Origin of the sequence: Pseudomonas sp. MWU16-30317 (assembly GCF_020515695.1) — a bacterium.
GTDB lineage: Bacteria > Pseudomonadota > Gammaproteobacteria > Pseudomonadales > Pseudomonadaceae > Aquipseudomonas.
Map to the genome: position 1 here is coordinate 994648 of NZ_JAIWJA010000001.1, position 19862 is coordinate 1014509.

General features: G+C 62.1%; 13 protein-coding genes and 2 pseudogenes. 11 read left to right on the top strand and 4 right to left on the bottom strand.

The window, feature by feature from the left end; genetic code table 11:
• Positions 1-9: 9 nt before the first annotated feature.
• Positions 10-2370: a TonB-dependent receptor gene (locus LIX93_RS04280; RefSeq protein WP_226502860.1), complete on the bottom strand. Its 2361-nt coding sequence runs from the start codon at positions 2368-2370 to the stop codon at positions 10-12.
• A 557-nt stretch (positions 2371-2927) separates the two neighbouring features.
• Here LIX93_RS04280 and LIX93_RS04285 point away from each other — a divergent pair.
• The 5 genes from LIX93_RS04285 (at position 2928) to LIX93_RS04305 (ending at position 11204) form a co-directional block, all read left to right on the top strand.
• Entirely contained in the window at positions 2928-3887 is a 960-nt protein-coding gene (locus tag LIX93_RS04285) for a D-isomer specific 2-hydroxyacid dehydrogenase family protein (RefSeq protein WP_226502744.1), read from the top strand.
• Between the two features lie 264 nt (positions 3888-4151).
• Positions 4152-4838: a peroxiredoxin-like family protein gene (locus LIX93_RS04290; protein ID WP_226502745.1), complete on the top strand. Its 687-nt coding sequence runs from the start codon at positions 4152-4154 to the stop codon at positions 4836-4838.
• Positions 4839-4908: 70 nt separating this feature from the next.
• Positions 4909-6255, top strand: coding sequence for an LLM class flavin-dependent oxidoreductase (locus tag LIX93_RS04295; protein ID WP_226502746.1), 1347 nt, complete (start codon positions 4909-4911; stop codon positions 6253-6255).
• 355 nt (positions 6256-6610) lie between these two features.
• Positions 6611-9043 (top strand): TonB-dependent receptor, encoded by a 2433-nt coding sequence (locus LIX93_RS04300; protein WP_226502747.1) that lies wholly within the window; start codon positions 6611-6613, stop codon positions 9041-9043.
• Between the two features lie 160 nt (positions 9044-9203).
• On the top strand, positions 9204-11204 hold the full coding sequence (locus LIX93_RS04305) for a U32 family peptidase (protein WP_226502748.1): 2001 nt from the start codon (positions 9204-9206) through the stop codon (positions 11202-11204).
• 108 nt (positions 11205-11312) lie between these two features.
• Here the strand turns inward: LIX93_RS04305 and LIX93_RS04310 are convergent.
• A pseudogene (locus LIX93_RS04310) lies at positions 11313-11540 on the bottom strand (glutathionylspermidine synthase family protein); the annotation flags it as partial.
• A 162-nt stretch (positions 11541-11702) separates the two neighbouring features.
• On the opposite strand from LIX93_RS04310, the gene LIX93_RS04315 reads away from it, so the two are divergent.
• Complete coding sequence (locus LIX93_RS04315; protein WP_226502749.1) at positions 11703-12650, top strand: aliphatic sulfonate ABC transporter substrate-binding protein; 948 nt, start codon at positions 11703-11705, stop codon at positions 12648-12650.
• A 167-nt stretch (positions 12651-12817) separates the two neighbouring features.
• On the top strand, positions 12818-14443 hold the full coding sequence (locus LIX93_RS04320; RefSeq protein WP_226502750.1) for a methyl-accepting chemotaxis protein: 1626 nt from the start codon (positions 12818-12820) through the stop codon (positions 14441-14443).
• A gap of 86 nt (positions 14444-14529) precedes the next feature.
• On the opposite strand, the gene LIX93_RS04325 is transcribed toward LIX93_RS04320, so the two are convergent.
• Together LIX93_RS04325 and LIX93_RS04330 are read right to left on the bottom strand one after the other, a co-directional pair.
• Positions 14530-15195, bottom strand: a complete 666-nt coding sequence (locus tag LIX93_RS04325) for a polysaccharide lyase family 7 protein (RefSeq protein ID WP_226502751.1) — start codon at positions 15193-15195, stop codon at positions 14530-14532.
• A 210-nt stretch (positions 15196-15405) separates the two neighbouring features.
• Positions 15406-16260: an SDR family oxidoreductase gene (locus LIX93_RS04330; RefSeq protein WP_226502752.1), complete on the bottom strand. Its 855-nt coding sequence runs from the start codon at positions 16258-16260 to the stop codon at positions 15406-15408.
• 86 nt (positions 16261-16346) lie between these two features.
• Here LIX93_RS04330 and LIX93_RS04335 point away from each other — a divergent pair, with 86 nt between their 5' ends.
• The 4 genes and pseudogenes from LIX93_RS04335 to LIX93_RS04350 all read left to right on the top strand — a co-directional run bounded on the left by LIX93_RS04335 (position 16347) and on the right by LIX93_RS04350 (position 19811).
• Complete coding sequence (locus LIX93_RS04335) at positions 16347-16754, top strand: helix-turn-helix domain-containing protein (protein ID WP_226502753.1); 408 nt, start codon at positions 16347-16349, stop codon at positions 16752-16754.
• Positions 16754-17955: pseudogene (locus LIX93_RS04340) on the top strand (hypothetical protein). Before LIX93_RS04335 ends, LIX93_RS04340 begins: the two are co-directional and overlap by 1 nt.
• Positions 17956-18046: 91 nt before the next feature.
• Entirely contained in the window at positions 18047-18688 is a 642-nt protein-coding gene (locus LIX93_RS04345; RefSeq protein WP_226502861.1) for a DUF1345 domain-containing protein, read from the top strand.
• Positions 18689-18788: 100 nt separating this feature from the next.
• The gene (locus tag LIX93_RS04350) at positions 18789-19811 is read left to right on the top strand and encodes a LacI family DNA-binding transcriptional regulator (protein ID WP_226502754.1); all 1023 of its coding nucleotides are present in this window, start codon (positions 18789-18791) and stop codon (positions 19809-19811) included.
• The last annotated feature ends 51 nt before the right edge of the window (positions 19812-19862 follow it).

Consider the following 19862-nt stretch of genomic DNA (forward strand, 5'->3'; position numbering starts at 1 on the left):
GCAAGCTCCTTAGAAAGCATACGTCAAGCGGGTGTAGTAGTAGCCACCGGTGAACCCGTAAGGCGAGTAGGTCCCGTAGCCACTGACCATGGTCGATGACGGCACGCCTTGTTTCTTGGGATACACGTCGAACAGGTTCTTGGCGCCGATGGCCACATTGAGGCTCTTGGTCAGGCTGTAGCCGACATCCAGGTCGGTGATCCACTGCGCGTTCCAGGTCCGGTCCAGGGAGCGGTCATCGGCATCGTTGACCTCCTTCCACGAGCCATAGCGAGTCAGGCCGAGGTTGACGTTGAATTTGTCGATGCTCCAGTTGCCGCCCAGGATCAACTTGGTCTTGGGCTGCACGGTGGTCAGCACGTTGCGTGCCTTGCGGTCCATCAGCTCGTAGGCGGTGCCGCCGATGTCGGTGCTGCCTGAGCTGTTGAGGATGTCGGTCTGGTTCCAGTTGAAGGCCGCCGTGTATTTCAGCGAGCCCCAGGCGCCCAGGTCCTGGTTGTAGTTGCTGACCAGATCGAGGCCTTTGGTGCGGGTGTCGGCGCCGTTGAGGAAGTACTGGCCGCCCGAGGTGGAGGTAATGCCGTTGGCTTGCAGCACCTGTGTCACCTCATTGCCCAGCAGCGTGCCGGTGAGCGTGATGCGGTCGCGGATATTGACCACGTAGGCGTCGGCGGTGAGGGTCAGGCGATCGGTGGGCGTGTAGGTCAGGCCCAGGCTGAAGTTGGTCGAGCGCTCGGGCTTGAGCGATTTGGCACCCAGCGCCTTGGCCGCAGCGGAGTCCACCGGCAGGACACCGTAGTTGATCGACTGGTAGACACCGTCGACCACCCCATATGTAGTCGAGCGGGCGCTGAACAGGCTGTTGGCCAGCGACGGCGCACGAAAGCCGTTGCTGACGGTGCCGCGCACCGCGAGTTGCGGGGTGAACTCGTAGCGGGTGGTGATCTTGCCGCTGCGGGTCGCGCCCACGCCTTCGTTGTAGTGCTCATAGCGCAGCGCAGTCCCCAGGTACCACTGCGGCAGCGGGTTGACGCCGAAGTCCACATAGCTGGCGACGCTGTTGCGGCTGGCGCTGGCTTCTTCGTCGGGAGAAATACCGTTGGTGACCTGAGCGCCGGACGAGGCGCAATTGCCCGGTGCCACGCAGTAGCCGCCGTCGGTATAGGAGGCGTAGTCGCCCTTCTTCACCTCGTAGCTGTCGCGCCGGTGCTCCAGGCCCCAGGACACGTCCAGTGGCTTGCTCAAGCCGATATCGTAGTTGCGCTTGAGGTCGAGGTTGGTGGTCAGTTCATCCGAGACCCAGGTGCCGTTGGTGAAATGGTTGGGTGTGGCTTCGCCCAGCGACGGGTTCTGGTTGTGGTAACTGCCCTGCTCGGCCTCGTTGCGCCCGTAGGTGGTCGACAGGTCCCAGTCCCAGGCGCCGACCAGGCCTTTGGCGCCGCCGGCGACCTGGTAGTCGTCTTCCTTGATGGTCCAGACCGGCACGTATCCGGCGGGGTAGCCATTGGGGCCGGTAGTGATGGTGTTGGTGATGGTCGGCAGGCGGAAATTCTGCCCCTGCTCGGCCTCGCGATGCGACACGGTGCTGAAGGAGTACAGGCTCAGCGTGTCGTTGAGCGGCAGTTCGGCGTTGTAGGCCAGGTTGAGCAGGTCGATCTTCGGCGTACCGTAGCCGCCGTAGGTCGACTTGCCGGCCCTGTCGTAGGCCTGGGCATAGGAGTAGCCGTTGGCGCTGGCCTTGTTGTCGTCATTTTGGGTGCGTGCGTCGAGGGACAAATGCACGATGCCGCCTTCGCCGATTTCGAAGCCCTTGTCCAGGCTCTGCTGCACGGTCTGTTTCTTGCCGTCGTAGCCCTGACCGGCGTTGCTCACCGAGGTGCCACTGGCGTCGGCCTTGAGGATCACGTTGATGACTCCGGCGATGGCGTCCGAGCCGTACTGGGCGGCGGCGCCGTCACGCAGGACCTCGACATGGTCGATGGCACCGATGGGGATCATGTCCAGGTCCACCGGTGCGGCGCCGGTGTTGATGCCATTGATGTTCAAGGTGGCGGCAGTATGGCGGCGCTTGCCATTGACCAGCACCAGTACCTCGGCGGCATTCAGCCCGCGCAGGTTCGGTGCGCGGGCCATGCCGCTGGCGTCCCAGCCGGTCTTTTCCGGCAAGCTCAACGAGGGGATGACAGCACTCAGGGCCTCCATGAGCCCAGGCTTGCCGGTGGCTTGCAGCTGTTTGGCACTGACCACGTCGATCGGGACCGGGCTGCTGGTCACGGTGCGCTGTTCGCCGCCGCGGTTGCCGGTGACGACGACGGTGCCCAGGGCTGATTCATCGGCGCGCGCGCCGCTGGCGAACAGCACGCCGGTCATGGCGAGCGCCAAGGGGCTCAGGGTCGATGCGGGGATAAAAGGCTTGCGTTCAAAAGCGCGTGCGATGCGTCCTGTGCGCTGGTTGACGAATTCCATATCGAAGGGTGACTCCCGTCCAACACCTGCGAGCAGGCGCCCGTCCGGGGCGCTGATAGGCTGCAGGCCTGATCTGATGGTTACCATCCGGGGGTGGGGTAGGTGGTCTGGGCATCAAGATAGGAGAATAACCAAAGCCGGCATAATTCGATTTGGGTATAGGAATGTATGATTTAATTTTATTGTTTTTGCTGTTTTTAATTACAAATGTGAATTTACCCCCACGATTGCTAGACGATTCCGGCTACCGCCCGAGGCGGCGTCAAGAAAACCCCAAGCCGAATCCGACCCAATCTATAATTTAATGTCGCTTATCAAACATCATTACAGATTTTTATAATTAGCATAGATCGAAAGATAATTTCACAGCCCTTGCCCATGTCCATATTCTCGGCTCCCCTGCCCCTGTTCAGCGCGTGCGCAGTGCCGCGTCTGCAGGCGTTATCCGAGGAGAACACCCCATGAGCGAACTGGTGATTGCCAGCCAGATGGACGCATCTTTCAACCAGACACTGCGCGAGCAGCTGGCACAGCGTCACCCTGGCGCACGACTGATCGATGTGCCCAACGGCGTACCCAGCGACCTGCCCCCAGCAGCCAGCGTGCTGCTTGGGCGGCCGATCAATGTGCGCGGCTATCAGGCTGGGGATACACCCCCACCTGGCTGGCCTTACAACCTGCGCTGGATTCAGGTGGTGTCTTCAGGCCTGGATGCCTATCCGGACTGGTTCTTCGCCGGGCCGCCAGTCAGCACTGCGCGCGGCAGCGCCAGCGACCCCATAGCCGAGTACGTGCTGGCGGCGATCTTCGCCTACAACAAGCATCTGCCGGACATCTGGGTGCAGGATGCCGATTGGCAATTCACCGCACTGACGCCGGTGCAAGGCCAGACGCTGGGCATCCTCGGCTTCGGCTCCATTGGCAGCAGCCTGGCACGCAAGGCGCAAGCGCTGGGCCTGAAGGTCATCACCCTGCGCCAAAGCGCTACGCCACCTGATGTGAAGGGTGTGCAGACGGCCCGCGACATTCACCACCTGTTCAGCGCAGCCGATCATCTGGTGGTGGCCGCGCCGCTCACCCCACAGACCCGGCACCTGATCGACGCCAAGGTGTTGGCCAGCGCCAAGCCAGGGCAGCACTTGATCAACATCGCCCGTGGCGGCCTGCTGGACCAGGATGCGCTGCTCGACGCGCTGGACCACGGCACGCTGGGGTTCGCCACACTGGATGTCACCGAACCGGAACCCCTGCCTGCAGGGCACCGCCTGTACAGCCACGCGAAAGTACGGCTGTCACCCCACACCTCAGCCATCTCCACCCAGACCGGCGAAGCGATCAGGGCGATCTTCCTCGACAATTTGCAGCGGTTTGTGGATCAGCAGCCGCTGGTGAACCTCGCCGATCGTAGCCGCGGGTATTGATTGCAGGGCCCGCTGGCGGAGGCGAGTGACTAGCGGACTCATGAAAGATAGAAATATCTGATTTAGTCCGCACCCTTAAATACCCAGAAAACATAATTACCTTAGACCCAAAAAGCCTTTCACAGCCGATTTCTGTTGGCATATCGTCCCCTCAGACCGACCCCAATCCTGGCGCAGGCCCTCCCCCTTCACCAGGAGCAGGCGCTGCATGACTCGACTTCTCTACCAGGCCCACATCCACATTGCGTTACCAGGAGACATGCCATGAGCGAATCCCTCAACCAACAGCTGGCCGAACTGCATGCCGAACGCGTACGGACCTGGGCACCGGAGGCACTGAAGATCAACGTCGATCAGCGCCAGCACCTGGTCGATCAGGCGCGCACACTGGATTTCGTCAAGGCTGGCGACAGCGTCGAGCCTTTTGAACTGCTCCCGGTCGAGGGCGGCACGCTGACCCTGCAGCAATTACTCGCCAATGGCCCTGCGGTGCTGGTGTTCTTCCGGTTTGCCGGGTGCCCGGCCTGTAACATCGCCATCCCGTCCTACGAGCGCACCCTGCAACCGGCGTTGCGCGAACGCGGAGTGCCGCTGGTCGCGGTCAGCCCGCAGGTGCCTGAGCGGCTGGTGGAAATTCGCGACAAACATGCGCTGACCCTGCAAGTCGCCAGCGACAAGGACAACACCCTGGGCCGGCGCTTGGGCATCCTCTATAGCTTCGACGAGGCCTCGCGACAAGCATCGCTGGCCAAGGGCTCGGGCATCGGCGAGGTCACCGGCACCGGGACCTGGGAACTGCCGCAACCGGCCGTGGTGGTGATCGGCACCGACCGCCGCGTGCATTTCGCCGAAGTCAGCCCGGACTGGCTGGTGCGCACCGAAGCTCAACCGATCATCGATGCAGTGGATGCGTTGCTCGCCTCGACCGGCCAGCAGGCGCGTCGAGCCTGATCAATCGCCCCCTTGGCGCCGCGCCAGCCAGGCGCGGCATCAACCTCTACACGCAAAAGGAATTGAAGTCATGAGTCAACGTCAATTGCACCTGGGTGCCATCCTGACCGGAGTCGGCACCGACCAGCAGGATTGGCTGCACCCCGAGATCCCCGGTGATGCCAGCGTCAATATCGACTGGTACAAACAACAGGCACGCGCGGCGGAGGCGGCCAAGTTCGACTTCGTGTTCATCGTCGACAGCCCCTACATCACCCCGGACTCCGCCCCCCACTACCTCAACCGTCTGGAGCCACTGACCCTGCTGTCGGCGCTGGCCGGCGCTACCGACAAGATCGGCCTGGTGGCCACCCTCACCACGTCCTACACCGAACCCTTCAATGTCGCTCGCCAGTTCGCCTCCCTGGACCAGATCAGCCACGGCCGTGCCGGCTGGAACGTAGTCACCACCGGGCTGGAAGGCGCGGCAGGCAACTTCGGCCTCGAACAGCACATCGACCATGGCGAGCGTTATCGCAAGGCGCGCGAGCATGTGGCCGTAGTGCAAGGGCTGTGGGACAGCTATGAGGACGACGCCTTCCCCCGCGACAAGGCGCGCAAGCACTTTCTCGACGCCCGCAAGCAACACCGCCTGGACCACCGCGGCGAGTTTTTCTCGGTCGCCGGGCCCTTGAACCTGGCGCGTTCGGTACAGGGTCAACCGGTCATCTTCCAGGCGGGCATCTCGGAATCCGGACGACGCCTGGCGGCGGATATTGCCGAAGGTATTTTTGCCGGTGTCGACAATTTCGAAGATGCCCAGGAGTACTACGGCGATATCAAGCGCCGCGCCGCGCAAGCCGGGCGCGACCCGGATCAGGTGCTGCTGTTCCCTGGTATTCGGCCGATCATCGCCGACACCGACGAGCAGGCCCTGGCCATTGCGCAAGAGTTGTTTGGCGAGATCGATCTGGCCAAGGCCCTGGTGCAACTGGGCCGGCCGTTCAACTACCACGACTTTACTCAGTACCCCCTCGACGGGCCCTTCCCTGAACTCGGAGAACTGGGTGAAAACGGCTATCGCGGCCACGCCGAACGCATCAAGCGGGTCGCTCGCGAACGCAATCTCACGGTGCGCCAAGCCGCACTGCGCTTCGCTCAGCCGTTTGCAGGCTTCGTTGGCTCGGCGTTGACGGTGGCCAACGAAATCGAGCGCTGGTTCGTGCAAGGAGCTGTCGACGGTTTCAACATTCGCGTGGGCGCGCCGAGTGAGTTTGCGCGCTTTACTGACGAAGTCGTGCCGATTTTGCGTGAGCGCGGGCTGTTCCGTAGCGAGTACAGCGCCAGCACACTGCGCGGCCACCTGGGCATTGATGTGCCGCGTAACCGGCATAGCGCCGGGGTGGTCGAGCTTCCCGAGGTCGCGCAACCGGCTTGATCTCTGACTGACACCTGACGCCTGATGCCCCGCTGCAGCGGGGCATCATCAATGCGATCAGGATTTCCTGAGCGTCGATGTGCGTCCCTTCTCTACCCCCGCTTTCGCGCAGAATTCTTTGCTATTGCCGCTCACTTGGAATGTTCTTAAACATGCTTGTTTCACATATCAATACTTTAGTAGATGCATTTATTCTATGATAAACATATTCTAAAATAGAATTTACCTTCCGTTTTTTATGCCAGTACTATCCCTCCCCAGACGACACCGTTACCGCTCACAACCCCACTAATCAAGGCTATCGAACCTGCACCCGGACAACGGGCCAGTGCCCGTTTGAATGGAAACGCCTGCCATGCGCTTCAGCTCTACCCCTCGACCTGCTCCGAATGTTCCGCTGTCCGCGCTCACCGCGTCCTTGCTGCTGAGCGCCTTTACGCCACTGGCCGACGCCGCCACCGACGATGCCCAACTCGGCACTGTCACGGTGATTTCCACTGGCGTGCGCGGGCAGCAAAGGACCGTCGCCGACAGCCCTGCCCCCATCGATATCATCAACAGCGACCAGTTGCTCAAGACCGGCCGCGCCGAGTTGTCCGAGGCGATTTCCAAGCTGCTGCCCTCGTTCAACTTCGGTACCAATATCGCGGGGTACAACTCCGTGACCCGGCCCCTCAGCAACCGCAGCCTGGGCCCGGCCTACACGCTAGTGCTGGTCAACGGCAAACGCCGCCACAACGGCGCCGTGGGCCAGCGCGGCAGTATCGATAACAGTGGCGCCAATGCCGTGGATATCGACCTGATCCCGGTGAGCGCGGTGGACCACATCGAAGTGCTCAAGGACAGCGCCGCGGCCCAATACGGCTCCGACGCGGTGGCCGGAGTGATCAACGTCATCCTCAAGTCCAGCGATGCCGGTGGTCATGTGGAAACCAGCTACGGCAAGCTGTACTCAGGCCAGGGCCAAACCACCAAGTACGCCGGCGACGAGGGCTTCAAACTGGGTGAGAGCGGCTTTTTGCATCTGTCTGCCGATGCCCGCCATCGCGGCGATGCGTCCTGGAACGACAAGGCCGACAGCAGCGTCAAGGCCTTCAACGACCCCGTCAAGCAAGCTGCCTGGGACCGCGTAGCGATCAAGAACGGCGACCCCGACCTCAAGGCCTTCAACCTGGCCTACAACGCCGAGCTGCCGCTGGACGACCTGACTCTCTATTCCTACTCCACCTACGGCGAGCGCAAAGCCGAGGCGGCCAACTATTTCCGCCTGCCCACAGGAACCGCGTCGGTACCGGAGGTATTCCCGGATGGTTACTATCCGCTCAACAACATCATGGATCGCGACTATCAATTCCTCTTCGGCGGCAAGGGGCAACTGGCCGACTGGAACTGGGACCTGAGCACCACCTATGGTCGCAATAACGTCCACCACTCCAGCGACCTCAACATCAACCCGTCGCTGGGTACGGCGTCGCCTACCAAGTTCGACAACCTGGCAACGTTTCGTTTCGAGCAGTGGGTCAACAACCTCGACTTCACCCGCCATTACGACAGCCTGTTCAGCCTGACGCCGCCGGTCCAGGTGTCCGCTGGCCTGGAGCATCGCTGGGAACGGTTCAGTACCTTTGCCGGCGAACCCGACGCCTACATCACCGGCACCTACCCTGCGGCCACCGGTGCCCAGGCCGCCGTGACCATTCGCCCGGAGGACGAAGTCAGCTTGATCCGCAACAACTATGCAGGCTACCTGGACCTGGGGTTCGACCTGACCGATCGCTGGTTCGTCGACGTCGCCGGCCGCGTAGAGCACTACGACGACAATTCGGGCAATACCTTTGGCCTCAAGGTCAATTCGCGCTATGAACTGACCGACACCGTGGCCGTGAGGGGCACCGTCGGCACCGGGTTTCGCGCGCCGTCCCTGACTCAGATCGGCTACACCGTAGCCGACAACCGCGTGAACACCGACGTCAACGGCAACGTGGTCCCGGCCGTGACTCGCCTGACACCCTCGGGCAGCAATCTGGCCAAGGCTCTGGGCGGTGATGACCTCAAGCCCGAGAAGTCGCGCAACCTGGGGCTGGGCCTCACCTGGCAACCGGCGCCACGCACCAGCATCACTGCCGACTCGTACCTGATCGACATCGACAACCGCATCACCCTGACCAGCAACATCTACGACCGGGGCAATGGTGCCATCAACAGCATCCTGCAATCCCAGGGTATCGCCAGCGGTACCTGGGTCAACTATTACACCAACGCCTACGACACCCGTACCGCCGGGCTGGATCTGGTCGCTGACCACACCACTTTGTTCGGCCCTTGGGGTGAAGTGCGCTGGACCTCGGCGCTGAACTGGAACCGCACCACCATTCAGGGCGTGCGCGGCACACCGGCTTCGCTGGCCGGTTCCGGAGTCACGTTGGTGGGCCGCGACCGCGAGGGCGACCTGACCGAAGCCTCGCCCAAGACCAAAATCATCCTGGGTGCCAACTGGAAGCTCGACGACTTGGCCGTCAACCTGCAGACCACCCGCTATGGCGCGGTCAAGACCCTGGCCGTCAACCCCAGCGGCGACCGTAGTTTCGGCGCCAAGTGGATCACCGATCTGGACATCAGCTACACCTTCTTCGACAAGCTGACCGCCAGCATCGGTGGCACTAACCTGTTCAACGTGCGGCCGGACAAAAACGCCGTGTACAGCAGCCTTGGGCTGGCGGCGTATGGCAACCCGCCGTTTTATCCGGGTGGTGGGTATTGGTACACCAAGTTGGCTTACGATTTTTGATGCCAGGGGCGTACCGCCACGGCGCGGCGCGCTTGATCGGCGCGGGTCCGGGCGCTCGCGCGCGGGCCCGCTCGGCGCCGCCTGCCCGCATAAGGATGCCGGTCAAGCATTTCACCGCTACAATGCCCGCCTTGACCGTGACAGACCAGACTAAAAAAACATGTCCCTACCCAAACACCACCTGGAACTCCTCAGCCCGGCGCGCGACGTCGCCATTGCGCGGGAGGCCATCCTGCATGGCGCCGATGCCATTTACATCGGCGGCCCGAGCTTCGGCGCGCGCCACAACGCCTGCAACGAGCTGAGCGATATCGCCGAGCTGGTTGAATTCGCCCATCTCTACCACGCGCGCGTATTCACCACTCTCAACACCATCCTCCATGACAACGAGCTGGAACCGGCACGCAAGCTGATCCACCAGCTCCACGACGCCGGCGTCGATGCGCTGATCGTGCAGGATCTGGGGGTGATGGAGCTGGACATCCCACCCATCGAGTTGCACGCGAGCACCCAGACCGACATCCGCACCCTGGCGCGCGCGAAGTTTCTCGACCAGGCCGGGTTTTCCCAACTGGTATTGGCCCGCGAGCTGAACCTGCAGGAAATCCGTGCCATCAGCGAAGAAACCGATGCCGCCATCGAGTTTTTCATCCACGGCGCGCTGTGCGTGGCGTTTTCCGGGCAGTGCAACATCTCCCACGCCCACAACGGCCGCAGCGCCAACCGCGGCGATTGCTCCCAGGCCTGCCGCCTGCCCTACACGCTCAAGGATGATCAGGGCCGCGTGGTGGCCTTCGAGAAACACCTGTTGTCGATGAAAGACAACAACCAGAGCGCCAACCTGCGCGCTTTGGTCGAGGCCGGCGTGCGCTCGTTCAAGATCGAAGGCCGCTACAAGGACATGGGCTACGTGAAAAACATCACGGCCTATTACCGTCAGCGCCTGGACGACATCCTCGAAGACCGCCCTGATCTGGCCCGTGCTTCCAGCGGCCGTACCGTGCACTTTTTCGTGCCCGATCCGGAGAAGACCTTCCACCGCGGCAGCACCGACTATTTCGTCAGCGATCGCAAGATCGACATCGGCGCCTTCGACACCCCGACCTTCACCGGCGTGCCGGTGGGCGTGGTCGAGAAAGTCGGCAAGCGCGACCTGATCGTCAACACCTTCGAGCCGCTGTCCAACGGCGATGGCCTCAACGTGATGGTCAAGCGTGACGTGGTGGGTTTTCGCGCCAATATCGCCGAGCCCAAGGGCGAGTTCGAAGAGGACGGGCAAAAACGCTATCGCTACCGCGTCGAGCCCAACGAGATGCCCAAGGGCCTGAACCTCAAGCCCAACCATCCCCTGAGCCGCAACCTCGACCATAACTGGCAACACGCCTTGCTCAAGACTTCGGCCGAGCGCCGTATCGGCATCGCCTGGGTCGCGCGCTTGACCGAAACCCGTCTGGAACTGACCGCCACCAGCGAAGAAGGCGCCAGCGCCAGTGTCGCCCTGGACGGCCCTTTCGGGCTGGCCAACAAGCCGGAACAGGCACTCGAGCAACTGCACGATCTGCTCGGCCAGTTGGGCACCACCCAGTATCACGCCACCGACATCAAGCTCGATGCACCACAGGCCTATTTCATCCCCAACTCGCAGCTCAAGGCCCTGCGCCGCGAAGTCATCGAGGCGCTGACTGCGGCACGCGTCGCCATTCACCCGCGGGGTGGGCGCAAGGCCGAGACCACACCGCCACCGGTGTATCCGGAATCGCACTTGTCGTTCCTGGCCAACGTTTACAACCAGAAGGCGCGAGACTTCTATCATCGCCACGGGGTCAAGCTGATCGATGCTGCCTACGAGGCGCATGAGGAGACCGGCGAGGTGCCGGTGATGATCACCAAGCACTGCCTGCGGTTCTCGTTCAACTTGTGCCCCAAACAGGCCAAGGGCGTGACCGGGGTGCGCACCAAGGTCGCGCCGATGCAGTTGATCCACGGCGACGAAGTGCTGACCTTGAAGTTCGACTGCAAGCCGTGCGAGATGCATGTGATCGGCAAGATGAAGGGGCACATTCTGGACTTGCCACTGCCGGGCAGTGGTGGCGTCAAGCAGATCGTCGGGCATATCAGCCCTGAAGACCTGCTCAAGACCATTCCTCGCGCCGCGCACTGATCGCCTGTGCCGCGCTGTGGGATCGGGCTATTGCCGCGAAGCTGTTGGTGCCAAAGCTTCGCCGCCTGACGCGCAAGCTCGCTCCCACGGTGAGGGTGGTGCAGGTGTCTAGCCGAGCACCACGTGCGGCACGAAGCGGCTGCTGTCTTTGGTAATCAGGCTGTCGTCCTCGCGAATGCCGATCCCTGATGCCACATCCCCCACCACCCAGGATCCGATCAAGGTGTAGCTGTCGCCGAATTTCGGCAGGGGTGCCAGTGCCTGCAGGATATAGGGTGCATCGGTGTAGGGCCCGTCCTCGGTGAGCAATCGCCCATCAGCGGTACGCAGTTCGATACCAAGCTGTTGAAGGCGGCAAACTCAGCCAATATCCTGAATAACGTAATAGCAAAATGATATTTAACGAATCGTTCTTACAACCATATGATCTTTGAATCTTAGCTTTGCATCTAAACTCCGACGTCGAGAAACCTCATGCCTTCACTGATCAGACGCGCTATGACACCCCGCTCCACCACCCTGGCGGGGCTGTTCATGGCAGTCGCCTGGGCACTCGCCACACCTGCCCAGGCCGCCGAAACCATTCGCATCGGTTATCAGAAGTCATCGACGCTGATCACCCTGCTGAAAAGCCAGGGCACCCTGGAGCAGGCGCTCAAGGACAAGGGTATCGACGTCAGCTGGCATGAATTCCCCAGCGGTCTGCCGCTGCTGGAGGCGCTGAACATCGGTAACGTCGACATCAGCGCGGACGTCGCCGATACGGTCCCGATCTTTGCCCAGGCCGCCCAGGCCAAGCTCACTTACTTCGCCGAAGAAGCGCCCTCGCCCGCCGCCCAGGCCATCGTCGTGCGCAATGACTCGCCGATTCACCAATTGGCCGACCTGAAGGGCAAGAAGATTGCCGTGACCAAGGCCGCCGGCACTCATTACTTGTTGATCGCCGCGCTGGCCAAGGCCGGCCTGAAATTCGCCGATATCGACCCCGCCTACCTGTCTCCGGCCGATGGCCGCGCGGCATTCGAAAACAACAAGGTCGACGCTTGGGTGACCTGGGAACCCTTCCTTACCAGCGTCCAGCGCCAGCTGCCGACCCGTGTACTGGCCGACGGCACTGGCCTTGCCAACTATAAGCGCTATTACCTGACCAGCACGCCGTACGCACAGGCCAACCCGCAAGTGCTCAAGCTGGTCTACGAGCAATTGCAACAGGCCGGCCAATGGATCAAGGCCCATCCGCAAGACGCCGCCAAGGTGCTGGGCCCGCTGTGGGGCAACCTCGACGCGCCCACCGTAGAGGCGGCCAACGCCCATCGCAGCTATCAGGTCGAGCCGGTCCAGGCTGACCAATTGGGCGAACAGCAGAAAATAGCCGATGCGTTCCTTGCTGCCAAACTGCTGCCCAAGGCGGTTGACGCCCATGACGTGCAGATCTGGAAACCCTGATAGCCGCGGCGCTCGAGGGAACGCCGACGCCTGCAGTTGAGAATTCAGCAATGCTAATGGCACTATGACATCAATGCATTTATTCAATTAGCCGAGCACTTCTTGCGCGGCCTAAGCTCGGCGTGCCACCGGTCAGCAGTCCGGAGGACACGTACCGGAGCTTCCCGATGAATCTACGAAACTTGAATATCGCCCCCAGAGCCGCACTCTGTTTCGGCTTGATCACCTTACTGGTGATCGCCTTGGGGGGATTCTCATATGTGCAGCTAGGGAAGCTGCGCGCGACTGAGCAGGATATCGAAACCAACTGGATGGCCAGCGTCCAGACCACCGACGACATCCAGATCGCCATGCTCAACGCGCGTCTCGAAAGCTTGCGGCTGCTGGCGTCCAACGACGCCGAAGGGCGTGCCAAGGCAGTTCATCAAATCGAGCAGGCCCGCCAGGCGCTGCTCGAACGCACTGAGTTTTACCGCAAGAACCTCATCTCCGACGAACAGGAACGCGCGCTCTTTGAGTCTTCTGCGCAATTGATGAGCCGGTTTCTGGATGGCGTCCAACAGATCGTCGATCTGGATGTCGACCAGCATGACCAGGCGATCGCCTTCGCCAACAGCGAGCAACGCGATCGCGCCGCCGCCTACCAGGCCAAGTTGAGCGAGTTGCGCACGCACAACACCCAGGGCGCCGCCGCCTCCGGCGTGACTGCCGCTGACGTCTACGGGCACAGCACGACCATCGTCGGTATCGTCGTAGCGATCGCCCTGGCACTCACGGTTCTGCTGGCCATTGTGCTGACGCGCAGCATCGTGCGACCGATGAATTCGTCCCTGAAGATGGCCGAAGAAATCGCCACCGGCGACCTGCGCATGATCCTTGAGGTGACTGGCAGCGATGAAGCCGCGCGCCTGATGACTGCCTTGAACACCATGCAGGAAACACTGCGCAACACCATCGGCGGAATCTCCGACGCTTCGGCCCAGCTCAGTTCGGCAGCCGTGGAGATGAGCTCGATTACCGAGAGCGCCAGCCGTACGCTGCAGCAACAGAACAGCGAAATCGAGCAGGCCGCCACGGCCGTGAACCAGATGAGTACCGCCGTCGAGGAAGTCGCGCGCAACGCGACACACACCTCCCAGGCCACCAAGGACTCCAACAGCGCCGCGGCGTCGGGCAATCAGAAGGTCGGCGAGACTCTCAAGGCGATGCGCAGCCTGACCGAGCGGGTGGCGCTGACCTCCGAACAGGTTCAGGGGCTGGCCGGCCAGGCTCAGGACATCAGCCATGTACTCGGCGTGATCCGCGCGATCGCCGAGCAGACCAACCTGCTGGCGCTCAACGCCGCCATTGAAGCCGCCCGCGCCGGCGACCAGGGCCGCGGCTTCGCGGTGGTGGCCGATGAAGTGCGGGCCCTGGCCCACCGCACGCAGACCTCGACCCAGGAAATCGAGCAGATGATTTCGGCCATCCAGACCGGCAGCTCGCAAGTCGTCGACTCGATGCTCGGGAGCACCCACGAAGTACAAAAAACCCAGATCGCGGCGGATGATGCCGGGCAATCGCTGCGATTGATCACCGATGCCGTGCAACTGATCGACGAGCGCAACCAGCAGATCGCCACGGCCGCTCAGGAACAGGCCTATGTCGCACGTGATGTCGATCGCGCCTTGGTGAGCATCCGCGACCTGGCTGTGCAAAGCAGTGAAGGCACCCGCCAGACCCTGCTGGCCAGCAATGAACTGACGCAACTGGCGGTCAACCTCAACCAGATGGTCGCGCGGTTCAGGACCTGAGATTCAGGGCAGTGGTTCTGCGTGTCGGCTGAGCCCTGCGGGTAATCCGCCGGGCCAGGCCCGATCGCCGGGGCGGCGCTGCAGGCTCAACCGCTGTTAGGGTGCGTGGCCTTGAGGGCGTAATAGGTGACCTTGCCGCCTTCGCTGGCATAGCCGGTGTTATCCAGCGTGTAGTTGCCCGCCTTGAAGTAGAACTGATACGGCTTCCAGTTGCCGTTGAGTTTGGTCTTCACGCCTTGGCCGTTGATCATCATGATCACCTCGCCTTCCTTGTTGACCCGCATCGAATAGTTGAAGGCCTGGCCCAACGGCATGTTGGTCCGGGTGTAGACGATCGGGCTCTTGGCGTCGCCGGGCTTGGTGCGGTAGGTGATGTCGACGTTGCCGCTGCCGTTTTCCCAACGGTACTGGATCTTGACCAGCGGGGATGGCGAGTTGATCGCATGAATCTGCGCCACCACCACCTTGCCTTCGGACGGCACCTGGTTGACCGCGACCTTGCCTTTGAGAGTGTTGCTGCCACTGTTGTAGCGCCAGCTCAGCGGGCTGCCGGCTTGGTCGGTTTCACGTAATTCGCTGCGGGGGAAGTGGCTGCTGCCAAAGTGCGCGCCGGTAACCGGGGCCCAGAATATCAGGGTGCTGCCGGAGCGTTTGAAGTAGGTGTCGGTCCAGGTCTGCAAGCGGGCGGTGGCGACGGTCAGTGCGGGTGACCCTTGGGGAATGGTGAGATTCCAAGTGGAGAGATCGATCATGGGGTGGATAGGCTCCGGCGATTCACAATGACGTGAGGTAACCCGTCATACGGGCAGAGGCCGTAAAGTATCCCGTTTGAAATAATGCACTTGGGCCACCATTGGGCAAAGTTCCGCGAATTTAGTCGAAAAATTGACGAACGGTCCTTATTAACGGCAAGTCACACCTGTATCGAGGGGGCTTGCCCCTCGCTACAGTGATGTTGTCGTCTACTTTGCCAGTGCTTGCTGCAGCGACACGGCAACCGGCGTGGTCGGACGCCCGATCAGTGCACTGAGCTGCTTTTCGTCATCGAACAGCGCGCCCTTTGCAGCGGCGGCATCCGAATCGGCCAGCAGCTCGGCCACGGGCTCGGGCAGGCCGGCGTCGACCAGGACTCTCTCGTACTCGGCCTGCGGCAGATTCCGGTAAGCCACCTCGGTACCCGACTGCTGGGCAATCAGCGCGGCCAGCTGGCTGAGGGTGTAGCTGTCGTCCCCTGCCAGCTCGTACACCTTTCCGACATGCTCACTGCCCGTCAGCACCACCGCAGCGGCCGCGGCATAATCGGCGCGGCTGGCGGAAGAAATCCGACCCTCCCCAGCGCTGCCCAGCAAGGTGTTATGGGCCAGCGCGCTAGCGACCCCCGCCAGATAATTCTCGCTGTACCAGCCGTTACGCAGCAGTACGTAGGGCACACCGCTGGCCTGCAACGCCTGCTCGGTCTGCCGGTGTTCTTCGGCCAGGCCCAGGGCGGAGGAATCGGCATGCAGCACGCTGGTATACGCCACCAACTTGACCCCCGCAGCCCTGGCCGCATCGATCACCGCCCGATGCTGATTGGCACGTTGGCCCAGCTCGTTGGAGGAGATCAACAGCAGCTTTTCGACTCCAGCCAACGCCGCGCCCAAAGTACCCGGCTGGTTGTAATCGGCGTGGCGGACGTCCACACCCAGTTCAGCGATGTCTTCAGCCTTTTGCGGATCACGCACCAAGGCGACTACCTGCGCGGCGGGTACGCGCTCAAGCAGTGCGGTGATGACCAGGCGGCCGAGTTGGCCAGTAGCGCCAGTAATTGCGATCATGGGATAAACCTTGCGAGAAATGAGAAGAGTCGTCACCCTACCGCTCTAGCTAACTTTTCGTAAGTACGTACAAAAAGGTAAGTGTCATGAGTATTCCCGAGACGTTCACCGTGCCATTTTCAGTCGCCGCCCGACGTGGCGAGTTGCTGAATGCTCAATGCCCATCGCGCGATGTGCTCAAGCACATGACTAGCCGTTGGGGCGTGCTGGTACTGGTGATCCTGTTGGGTGGCATGCATCGGTTCAGCGATCTGCGGCGCAAGATCGGCGGTGTCAGCGAAAAGATGCTCGCGCAGACGCTACAGGGCCTGGAGGCCGACGGTTTGCTCGATCGCAAGTCCCTGCCGGTGGTGCCGCCCCATGTCGAATACAGCCTCACGCCTTTGGGCATAGAAGCGGCGCGGCACCTGGAAGTGATGGTGGACTGGATCGAAGCCAGCATGCCGCGGATCATGGCGTATCGTGAGCGCCGTGAAGAAGGAAACGTCGATTGATGCGCATCATCGAAAAAAGCGGCAGCCTGGTCCGCACCCTCACCCCCGCTGAACAGCAATTGCTCGAAGGCTTCGTCACTGCGCGCCTCGAAGGCGTCGCCCAATTGCAAGCCAATCAATGGCTGATGCGCATCCGCGCCGCCGGGCAGTGGCTGGCTTGTGACTGCCAGCCCAACGTGTTGCCGGTGATGAACGTTACCCTCAACAGCAACACCGGCACCTTGTTCCTCAAGAACAACCCCGGCACTGCCGAGCACGCCAGCGGCTGCCCGTTCACCAAGGATGAGCGCGAGCCAGGCAGCGCGGAAGCTGACGAGCCGATTACACCGGCCTCCTGGCTGCCACCGGACACAGCACTGCGGCTGATTGGCGACTTTCGTGCGCCCGGCAGCGACGCCAACGGCCTGGCGACCAGCCCCAGTGCACAGGCGCGCAAGGAGCACCATCGCCTGCTGTCGCTGGCCTTGACCCTGATCGAGGCCTCGGGGCTTAACGTCTACGCCAGCCATGCCAAGCAGACCCTGACCGACCAGTTCGCCCAGCTGCGCAGCGTGGCCGCGCGTTATCCCCTGATCGAGCGAGTGCCGGCCAGCCACTATCTGGAAACCCGCATCGACATGAAACACATGATGATGCTCAAAGCGCGCCTCAAGGATTCCACGGCATTCGCCGGTCATCGACGTTACGGCTTGCTGCTCGACTGCGTCAGCGAGGTGCGCGGGCGCAAGGTGTTCAACGAGCGCAGCCAGGACGGCTTCGATTTCCAGGGGCATCATCTGTTGTGGGGCGGCGCCCGGACCACCGGCCCACTGCTGGCGCTGGCGATCTACTCGACCGCCACGCCCGGCAGCCAGTTCTACCAGATGATCAACGTCGCCACGTACCGGTGCTGTCCCGCGGCCAGTTGTTCCCGGTGTTCCGTGACGAAGAGCGCGAACCGCTCAAAGCCCTGGTCAAGCTGATCGACTGGATGGCCAGCAAAGGCGTGGCGGTGACCATGCGTCGGCCGGTGATCGGTGCCGCAGTGATGGATGAACTGGTGCTCAGCGCCGAGGGCGACCGGGTGCTGTCGGTGTCACTGATCAAGCAGCCTCTGGGGCCCGAACCCAGTTCAGACACCTTCAAGCGCTATGCCGATTTCAAGAGCCTGGAGACCTTCAGCAAGTACGTGGCGGGATTCTTCATGCGTGAGCGTGGCTGAAGCCCCCCCGCGCTGCAGGGTCCTCGTATCGTTTTTGACCCGACTGGGTAATAATCGCCGATTTCCTGCGCACTGAAAGGCTTCCATGGCCCTGCCTCGCCTCGCTCATACCCATCCGCGCCTCACCGCTTGCGTGCTGCTCGGCATCGTTGTTGGCGCTTTGATACCGGCGTCCTCGGTGATCGCCAAGATCCTCATCGGCTGGAACGCCGGCACCTGGAGTTACCTGGCGCTGATGCTGTGGCTCGCGGCCCGCTCACCCTTCGCACGGGTCAAACAAATTGCCGAAGTCGAGGACGAGAATGCCGGGCTGGTGCTGGTCACGGTGTGCGTCGCGGCGATCGCCAGCCTGTTCGCTATCGGCCTGGAGCTCGCCGCCAGCCAGGGCCCGGCGAACAGCGCTCACGCCCTGGACTACCTGTATACCGGCCTCACCGTCGTCGGCTCGTGGTTGCTGATCGGGGTGATCTTCGCCCTGCACTACGCGCGGCTGTTCTATACCCGCACCGGCAAGGAACCGACCCTGCGTTTTGCCGACGGTGAAACCAATCCCGACTACTGGGACTTTCTGTATTTTTCCTACACCCTCAGCGTGGCCGTGCAGACCTCCGACGTCGGCGTCGCCTCGCGCCCGCTGCGCAAGACCGTGCTGGCTCACTCGCTGATCGGCTTTGTCTTCAACACCGTGATACTGGGGTTTTCCATCAACGTTGCCGCAGGGCTGATGCATTGACCGACCAACGGCCACTTGACGTGGTGGCCGAACAGGTGTCTCCTGAAACCGGTTTCAAATGCCTTTCGCCTGGCAATAACACCCATAAAAGGAATCAGGCATGAGCAGTATTTCCATCGCCCAGCGTAACCGCGTCACCATGCTTGACGTGGCTGAACGTGCCGGGGTCTCGAAGGCCAGCGTTTCGCGCTTTATCGGCGACGACCGCGCGCTGCTTTCCGAACTCACCGCCGAACGCATCGAACGCGCCATTGCCGACCTCGGCTACCGCCCCAATCAAATGGCCCGTGGACTCAAGCGCGGCCGTACACGCCTGATCGGCATGCTCATCGCCGATATCCGCAACCCCTATTCCATTGCCGTGATGCACGGTGTCGAAAGCGCCTGCCGTCGCCATGGCTACAGCCTGGTGATGTGCAATACCGACCGCGATCAGGTGCAGGAAGGCGAACAGCTGGCGGCGGTGCGCGCCTATAACGTCGAAGGCCTGATCGTGAACACCCTCGGCCATCAACTGGACGAGCTGCGCGAGCTGCACCGCGAGATGCCCATGGTACTGGTGGATCGCAAGGTCGATCAGCTCGACAGCGATCTGGTCGGGCTGGACAACCCAGCTGCGGTTGCCACGGCCATCGAGCACTTGCACGCACAAGGCTACCGCGACCTGTTGCTGGTCAGCGAACCCCAGGACGGCACCAGCTCGCGCACCGAACGGGCAGCGGCATTCAAGTTGCAGGTACAGACCCATGCCGATGTGCAAGGCGCAGTGATCTATACCTCGGACGATCTGGAGGGCCAGTTGCAGGCTTTCCTGCAGCGCCCGGGCCCTGGTCCCAAGGCGTTTTTCTGTGCCAACGGGGTTGCCACGCTGGCCACCACCCTCGCCCTGCATCGGCTGGGACACAGTCTGTTCGACGACTTCGGCCTGCTGGCCCTCGATGAGCTCGATTGGTACCCCTTGGTCGGGGGTGGCATCACATCGCTGGCGCAGCCAACCCACGACATCGGCGTGCGCGCTTTCGAGTGCCTGCTGGAACGTCTGCAGGGCAGCCGCAGTCCTACAAGAACGGTGGACTTCGGCGTTCAGCTGATTGTTCGCGGCTCGACCAGATCACGTCTCTAGCGAAGGCGCTTGCCCCCGAACCGGGGGGCAAAGCCCCTTCGCTAAAGAAGA

What these genes read in the sequence shown, in the direction of transcription:
- LIX93_RS04305 (WP_226502748.1), top strand. Translation starts at nt 9,204, where the DNA reads ATGTCCCTACCCAAACACCACCTGGAACTCCTCAGCCCGGCGCGCGAC.
- LIX93_RS04300 (WP_226502747.1), top strand. Translation starts at nt 6,611, where the DNA reads ATGCGCTTCAGCTCTACCCCTCGACCTGCTCCGAATGTTCCGCTGTCC.
- LIX93_RS04330 (WP_226502752.1), bottom strand. Translation starts at nt 16,260, where the DNA reads ATGATCGCAATTACTGGCGCTACTGGCCAACTCGGCCGCCTGGTCATC.
- LIX93_RS04350 (WP_226502754.1), top strand. Translation starts at nt 18,789, where the DNA reads ATGAGCAGTATTTCCATCGCCCAGCGTAACCGCGTCACCATGCTTGAC.
- LIX93_RS04290 (WP_226502745.1), top strand. Translation starts at nt 4,152, where the DNA reads ATGAGCGAATCCCTCAACCAACAGCTGGCCGAACTGCATGCCGAACGC.
- LIX93_RS04325 (WP_226502751.1), bottom strand. Translation starts at nt 15,195, where the DNA reads ATGATCGATCTCTCCACTTGGAATCTCACCATTCCCCAAGGGTCACCC.
- LIX93_RS04285 (WP_226502744.1), top strand. Translation starts at nt 2,928, where the DNA reads ATGAGCGAACTGGTGATTGCCAGCCAGATGGACGCATCTTTCAACCAG.
- LIX93_RS04295 (WP_226502746.1), top strand. Translation starts at nt 4,909, where the DNA reads ATGAGTCAACGTCAATTGCACCTGGGTGCCATCCTGACCGGAGTCGGC.
- LIX93_RS04315 (WP_226502749.1), top strand. Translation starts at nt 11,703, where the DNA reads ATGACACCCCGCTCCACCACCCTGGCGGGGCTGTTCATGGCAGTCGCC.
- LIX93_RS04335 (WP_226502753.1), top strand. Translation starts at nt 16,347, where the DNA reads ATGAGTATTCCCGAGACGTTCACCGTGCCATTTTCAGTCGCCGCCCGA.
- LIX93_RS04320 (WP_226502750.1), top strand. Translation starts at nt 12,818, where the DNA reads ATGAATCTACGAAACTTGAATATCGCCCCCAGAGCCGCACTCTGTTTC.
- LIX93_RS04280 (WP_226502860.1), bottom strand. Translation starts at nt 2,370, where the DNA reads ATGACCGGCGTGCTGTTCGCCAGCGGCGCGCGCGCCGATGAATCAGCC.